The organism is Nocardioides sp. (genome assembly GCF_036401255.1).
Lineage (GTDB): Bacteria > Actinomycetota > Actinomycetes > Propionibacteriales > Nocardioidaceae > Nocardioides.
Genome location: NZ_DASWVI010000077.1, coordinates 1 through 6,581 on the forward strand (window position 1 = coordinate 1; position 6,581 = coordinate 6,581).

General features: G+C 73.1%; 8 protein-coding genes. 7 read left to right on the forward strand and 1 reads right to left on the reverse strand.

What is annotated here, in order from left to right; genetic code table 11:
* Positions 1–48 precede the first annotated feature (48 nt).
* From VGD85_RS03550 to VGD85_RS03560, 3 genes are read left to right on the forward strand one after another with little or no spacing between them, the layout of a single operon-like run.
* Positions 49–672: a TetR/AcrR family transcriptional regulator gene (locus tag VGD85_RS03550; RefSeq protein WP_331062071.1), complete on the forward strand. Its 624-nt coding sequence runs from the start codon at positions 49–51 to the stop codon at positions 670–672.
* Between the two features lie 37 nt (positions 673–709).
* Positions 710–2,392: an NAD(P)/FAD-dependent oxidoreductase gene (locus VGD85_RS03555; protein ID WP_331062072.1), complete on the forward strand. Its 1,683-nt coding sequence runs from the start codon at positions 710–712 to the stop codon at positions 2,390–2,392.
* Positions 2,393–2,425: 33 nt separating this feature from the next.
* Entirely contained in the window at positions 2,426–3,109 is a 684-nt protein-coding gene (locus tag VGD85_RS03560; RefSeq protein ID WP_331062073.1) for a haloacid dehalogenase type II, read from the forward strand.
* On the opposite strand, the gene VGD85_RS03565 is transcribed toward VGD85_RS03560, so the two are convergent.
* Positions 3,046–3,798, reverse strand: coding sequence for a hypothetical protein (locus VGD85_RS03565; protein ID WP_331062074.1), 753 nt, complete (start codon positions 3,796–3,798; stop codon positions 3,046–3,048). The two genes, VGD85_RS03560 and VGD85_RS03565, sit on opposite strands and share 64 nt — an antisense overlap.
* A 177-nt stretch (positions 3,799–3,975) precedes the next feature.
* On the opposite strand from VGD85_RS03565, the gene VGD85_RS03570 reads away from it, so the two are divergent.
* From VGD85_RS03570 to VGD85_RS03585, 4 genes are all read left to right on the forward strand, one after another.
* The gene (locus tag VGD85_RS03570) at positions 3,976–5,139 is read left to right on the forward strand and encodes a sensor histidine kinase (protein WP_331062075.1); all 1,164 of its coding nucleotides are present in this window, start codon (positions 3,976–3,978) and stop codon (positions 5,137–5,139) included.
* Complete coding sequence (locus VGD85_RS03575) at positions 5,136–5,810, forward strand: response regulator transcription factor (protein WP_331062076.1); 675 nt, start codon at positions 5,136–5,138, stop codon at positions 5,808–5,810. The genes VGD85_RS03570 and VGD85_RS03575 overlap by 4 nt, the downstream gene beginning before the upstream one ends.
* Before the next feature lie 117 nt (positions 5,811–5,927).
* The gene (locus tag VGD85_RS03580) at positions 5,928–6,284 is read left to right on the forward strand and encodes a DsrE/DsrF/TusD sulfur relay family protein (protein WP_331062077.1); all 357 of its coding nucleotides are present in this window, start codon (positions 5,928–5,930) and stop codon (positions 6,282–6,284) included.
* Positions 6,285–6,309: 25 nt separating this feature from the next.
* On the forward strand, positions 6,310–6,581 hold a 272-nt coding region (locus tag VGD85_RS03585), incomplete at its 3' end, for a hypothetical protein (protein WP_331062078.1).

Here is a 6,581-nt window from a genome sequence, read left to right on the forward strand (position 1 = left end):
CTGCCGTTCCTCCTTCGGCCCTAGTCCGTCCGTCCCTACGCTGGGCCCGTGGAGAGCGACGCCGCTGCGCGCGGATCACGACGACGGGAGCGCACTCGCGGACTGCTCCTCGATGCCGCGGAACAGCTCGTGTCCCAGCAGGCGCCCGAGGAGATCCGGATCGAGGATGTCGCCGCTCAGGCGGGGATCTCGCCGGCCTCGGTGTACGTGCACTTCGGGACGAAGGACGCGCTGCTCGCGGCGGTCACCGAGCGGGTGCTCGCGGTCGCGACCGAGACCCTGCGCTCGGCGTACGCCGCCGAGACGACGCCGCTCGAGCGGTTCGCCGGCGTCGGGGCGGCGTACCTCCGGCTGCTGCTCGACCACCCGACGGTGGTGAAGTACCTGACCGCGACGGGGGAGCGCGGCCCGCGGACGCCGGTCGAGGAGGAGGTCGTCGCGCGGTTCAGCCAGCTGCGGCGCGAGTTCGAGCAGAGCATCCGCGACGCCGTCGACGCCGGTGCGATCCGGCAGGTCGACCCCGAGCTGATGTCGTCGTTCCTGTTCGGCGCCTGGAACGGCGTCGCCGCGCTCGCGCTGCGCCGCGACGCTCTGGCACTGACGCCCGAGCGGGTCGAGGCGGCGGTCGTCGAGGCGGGACTGATGTTGCTCGACGGGTTGATCCCGAAGTGAACTAGAGTCTGACTCCAGATCACCCGAGGAGGCCCGCATGACCCAGACACCCGCCGACGCCGAGACCTGGGACGTCGTGGTCGTCGGCGCGGGACCGGGCGGACTCACCTGCGCGGCGTACCTCGCGGCCAACGGCAAGCGGGTGCTGGTCCTCGAGGCCAACCAGGTGGTCGGCGGCAGCACCCAGGTGTTCCGCCGCGCGGGCAACAAGTTCGAGTTCGACGTCGGCACCCACTACGTCGGCGAGTGCGGCCCCGGCGGCCGGATGCAGACCGCGCTCACCGGGCTCGCGCTGACCGAGCGCATCAACTGGCTGCGCCAGCGCCCCGAGGGCCACTGCCAGATCATGGTCCCGGGCACCACGTTCCAGACGCCGACCGGTTGGGACACCTACCTCGACCGGCTGATCGCGGCGTTCCCCGATGAGGAGGCCGGCCTGCGGCGCTGCGTGTCGATCATGCGCACCATCGCCGCCGGCGAGCGGCCGCGTCGCCGCCCGTGGGCCCTGCTGCGGTGGGGGATCTGGCCGATCACCCGGCTGATGGCCGCGTGTGGGCTCAGCGCCGACGCGCAGGCCGTGATCCTCGCCGAGAACGGCGACTACACCTGGCCGCCGCACCGTACGCCGGTGGCCATGCACGCGGGCTTCCTGCACCACTACCTGCAGGCCGGTGCCTACTACCCGCGCGGCGGCGGGCAGGTCATCGGCGCCCACCTGACCGACGTCGTGCAGACCCACGGCGGCCGGGTGCGCACCAAGGCCCGGGTCGAGCGGATCCTCATCGAGGAGGGCCGGGCGGTCGGCGTACGCCTGCGGGGTGAGGAGGAGATCCGCTCCGAGGTCGTGGTCTCCGCGGCCGACTTCAAGCGCACCTGGGCCGACCTGGTCGGCGAGGAGCACCTGACCCGCCGGCTGCGGCGCCGGCTCGCGAATCTCGAGATGACCCTGCCGATGTTCGCGGTGTACGTCGCCCTCGACGTCGACCTGCGCGAGCGCGACACCCCGCCGCTGGCGTGGGTCTGGCCGACCAACGACGTCGACGGCTACTACCGCGAGGTCGCCGCGGGTCGTTGCCCCGAGCGGATGCCGGTCGGCATCAGCTGTCCGACGGCCAAGGACCCGGAGGGCACGCACTCCGCGCCGCCGGGCTACTCGACGCTCGAGCTGGTGAGCTGGGCACCGAAGGACCACGCGTTCTGGAACGTCCCGGACGGTGCCGTGGACGGCGCTGGGTACGGCCGCGACGAGCACTACCGCCGGCTCAAGGACGAGCTCACCCGGCGCGTGCTCGACACCGCCGAGCTGATGATCCCCGACCTGCGCGAGCGGATGGTGTTCTGCGAGGCGTCGACGCCGATCACCCAGGAGCGCTTCACGCTGAGCACCGACGGCTCCTGCTACGGCATCGCCCCGCTGATCAAGAACCTCGGCCCGTTCCGGCCGCGGGTCACCACGCACGTCCCCGGCCTGTTCCTGGCCGGCGGCAGCACCGAGCACATGTTCGGCATCAACGCCACGATCTGGGGCGGCATGGGCACGGCCGGGGCGGTCCTGGGCCGCGACCTCGTGCAGGAGGTCCGCGACGGCGCCGTCTTCGTCGACGAGTCCCGGCTGACGCCGATCGCCGACGACTTCGACGCGCTGCTGGCGTCGAAGCCCGGGTCTGCCATCCGCCGGCCGGTACGCCGCCGCCCGGTCGCGGGGACGCCCGCGCGCTGAGGATCGCAGCCCGTCCGGAGCTACGGTGAGGTGATGACGAACCGATCCGCCGATCGCCCGCAGCTGATGGTCTTCGACGTCAACGAGACGCTCTCCGACATGTCGCCGATGGGGGCGCGTTTCGAGGACGTGGGTGCCCCCGCGCACCTGGCGAAGACGTGGTTCGCCGGGCTGCTGCGCGACGGGTTCGCCCTGACCGCCGTCGAGGCGAGCGCCCCGTTCGCGCAGCTGGCGGCCGGGGCACTCCGGGCCGGCCTGCAGGGGCTCTCGCTGGATCGCGGGACCGACGAGGCGGTCGAGCACATCATGGCGGGCTTCACCAGCCTCGGCGTGCATCCCGACGTCCCCGACGGGGTCCGGGCGCTGAGCGCGTCCGGCCTCCGGCTCGTCACCTTGAGCAACGGCGCGACCTCGGTCGCCGACGGCCTGCTCGAGCGGGCCGGGATCCGCGACCACTTCGAGGTGCTGCTCTCGGTCGAGCAGGCGGGCCGGTGGAAGCCCGCACCCGAGGCCTACGCCTACGCCCTCGAGCAGTGCGGCGTGGGCCCCGCCGACGCCATGCTGGTCGCCGTCCATCCGTGGGACATCGACGGCGCCGCCCGCGCCGGACTCGCCACCGCGTGGATCGACCGGGCCGGCGACCCCTACCCGGACTACTTCAGCGCCCCGGACCTCGCCCCGCGGTCGCTGGTCGAGCTCGCCGACCGGCTGCGCTGAACGCCGGCCAGGGCCGGGTCGCGCCACTGCTCGTCGTCGAGCTGCAGGATGCGGACGGCGATCGCGGCCATGGCGACGAAGGCGAAGAGGTACTTGGCATTGGTCAGCACGCTCGTGCCCGGAACCACGACCTCCACCAGGACGGCGGCCGCTGCCAGCCCCACGACCCACAGCCGGACGAGTCCTGCCCGGTGGAGGGCGATCGGCAGGACGAGGACGGAGAGCGCATACGCGAGGATGAGCGGCAGCACCATCAGCCCGACGCCGGCGCTCGCGTCGATGGCCTCCAGGGCGGTGATGACGGTGGCCCGCGGGAGGTCGGAGTCCACCAGGGCCAGCGCGATCAGCGAGAACACGGAGTAGGCCACGTGCCCGAGGGCACCGAGGACCCCGAGTCCGGCGGCGATCCGTGCGGCGAGGCGGCCGCGCCCGGTGGCCAACCGGGCGGCCCCGATCACTCCGAAGACCAGGAGCACCGACGAGAGCGTGAGCAGGTAGGCCTCGGCGGTCATCCGGGCGGCCGACTCGGTCCCGATCGTGTAGAGCTCCTCGGGTCCGCCCGTGTTCGCGGGAGCGATCAGGCTGGCCGCGCCCACCAGCAGTGCCGAGCCGGCGAGACCGATGGCGGTGAGCCTCCGGTGCAGCGCAGCCGGAGCGTGGTTCTCGAGCCGGGGGTGGGTGGCGGACATGATGACCTCCTCTGTCGACGTGTGATCCGCCTCCACCGTGCTGGTCCGCCCCGGCGCGGCGCATCGGCTTCGAGGGCATACCTGCTGCCCTGGGGATCGGGCGGTCCCCACCTCGAGGTCGGCGGAACTGACCTGGAGATGGACGTGCACGCACGCATTCGTTGGCACACTCGTGCCGTGGGCAGAGCGCGTACGCCGGCGGCCGGGATCCTCCCGGCTCGCGAGGACCTGCTGATCGCGGGCCTCGTCGGCGGTGCCGGCGCGCTCGAGATCGTGCTCGGTGACATCGCCGACGACCGGCTGGCCCCGCTCGCCGCCATGGCCGGCATCACGGTCGCGCTCGGGTTCCGGCGCCGGCTGCCTCTCGTCGTCGGCCCGGTGGTCCTGGTGCTGATCCTCGTCCAGACCGCGGCCGGCGTGGACACGGCGGCACAGTCGATGACCCTGCCCGCGATCGTGATCGCGATGTACACCGGGGGCCGCTATGGCGACCTCCCCGCCGGTCTCGGTGCCCTCGGCGCGTCGCTGGCTCTCGTGACGGCGGCGATCGCGCTGGATGGCCACGGGCTCTCCGACCAGAGCTTCGGATGGCTGCTGACCGGTGCGCCGTGGGGGACGGGACACCTGGTCCGCCGCCACGCGGCCGCCGCCGCGGCCTCCGACGAGGAGGCGCGCCACATCGAGGCGTCCGCCCGGCAGCGGGTGGCCCGCGCGGCGGACGAGGAGCGCTCCCGGATCGCCCGGGAGCTCCACGACATCGTCTCCCACAGCCTGACCGCGATGGTCGTGCAGGCCACGGGGGCTGAGCAGCTGGTCGACGTCGATCCCGACGGCGCCAAGGAGGCGATGCGGCAGGTCCAGGACACCGGTCGGGAGGCGATGGACGAGATGAAGCACCTGCTCGGGGTGCTCCGTGCGCCCGGACATCCGCCGCGCGACCCACAACCGGCCCTCGAGGATCTCGCCGGCCTCGTCGAGGCCTCGCGCGCCGCCGGGACCGACGCCACCCTCCTGATCACCGGCACCCCTCGGCCACTCCCGCGCGGGATGGGGCTGTCGGTCTACCGGATCGCGCAGGAGGCGTTGACGAACGTGCGCAAGCACACCGAGGGCGCGGCGGCCGAGGTCCGCCTCCGGTTCGAGCCGACCGCCCTGCTCCTCGAGGTGGTGGACAGCGGGCGCCGAACGCGCGCGCTGCCCGGGGCGCCCGCGGCGCCGGGCTACGGGGTGACCGGAATGCGGGAGCGCGCCGCCCTGTACGGCGGCCGACTGCATGCGGAGCCGCGCACCGACGGCCACGGGTGGCTCGTGCGGGCCGAGTTCCCCCTGGCGGGCTCATGACGATCCGCGTCCTGGTCGCCGACGACCAGTCCTTGGTCCGGGACGGCTTCGCCGCCATCTTGCGCGGCCCGGCGGACATCGAGGTGGTCGGCGAGGCCGCCGACGGCGAGGAGGCGGTCGCCCGGGCGCGGGAGCTGGTCGCCGAGGTCGTCTTGATGGACATCCGGATGCCGCGACTCGACGGGATCGAAGCCACCCGGCGGTTGTGCGGCGATCCGGCGTGGAAGGGACGGGTCATCGTGCTCACGACGTTCGACGCCGACGAGCTCGTCTGGGACGCCCTCCACGCCGGCGCCTCCGGGTTCCTCCTCAAGACGACGACCGCCGCCGAGCTCGTCGGTGCGGTCCGGGTCGTCTCCGACGGCACCGCCCTGCTCGCGCCGGAGGTGACCGGCCGCCTGGTCCGAGAGTTCATGCACCGGCCACGGCCCGGGGGCCCAGCCCCCGAGCTCACGCAGCTGACCGATCGGGAGTCCGACGTCTTCCGCCGCATCGCCGAGGGCCGCACGAACCACGAGATCGCCGACGCCCTCCACGTCTCGGAGTCCACGGTGAAGACCCACGTCAACCGGGTCTTCACCAAGCTCGGCCTCCGCGACCGGACGCACGCCGCCATCTACGCCTACGAGTCCGGCTTCATCACGCCGGGCGACCGCCGCGATCCGCCGTGACCTGGCCCGGACTCGCGCACCGCCGACGGCACGACGACGGCGACCGGGAACTTCGACCCGCCCGGCGTACCCCGTCCGGCCCTGGTGTGCAGCGAGGCGCCGGGGTGGTCTGGCGCCATGACGAAGAACATCCTCCTGATCGTCAACGGTCCGGCCTACGGGGCTGACGAGACCTACAACGCCATCCGCCTGGCGAACGCCCTCGCGCGCCGCGACGACGCCGAGGTCACCGTCTTCCTCATGGGGGACGGCGTGACCTGCGCCGTCGCCGGGCAGAAGACCCCCGACGGCTACTACGCGCTCGACCGGATGCTGCAGTCCTTCGCGCGCCACGGCGGCACCATCGCCTGCTGCGGCACCTGTCTCGACGCACGTGGCCTCGCCGAGGAGCGCCTCATCGAGCCCGCCCACCGCTCCACGATGGACCAGCTCGCGGAGTGGACGGTCGACGCCGATGAGGTCCTGACCTTCTGAGCCACCACGCATCGGTGGATCGAGGTTGACCGCAGGTTCCGGCGAGGCGACCTCGCGGGGCATGGCGGCGCTGTTCGGGAGGGGCGCCCACGGTGCGGCTCGGGCCGTCTCGACGGACCGGCCTGCCAGGTTTTCGGACGCCGAGCTCGCGGTGCACGCGAGCCGAGGCCGCGGCGACCACCATGAGGGAGGTGTCGAGACGGCGGAGCTGCTCATGGTGAAGAACCTCCTGACGGCCGCGGCCGTCTACCTGGCCGCGCTCGGCGCCGCGCTGCTCTTCGTCCCCCGGCAGTTCGG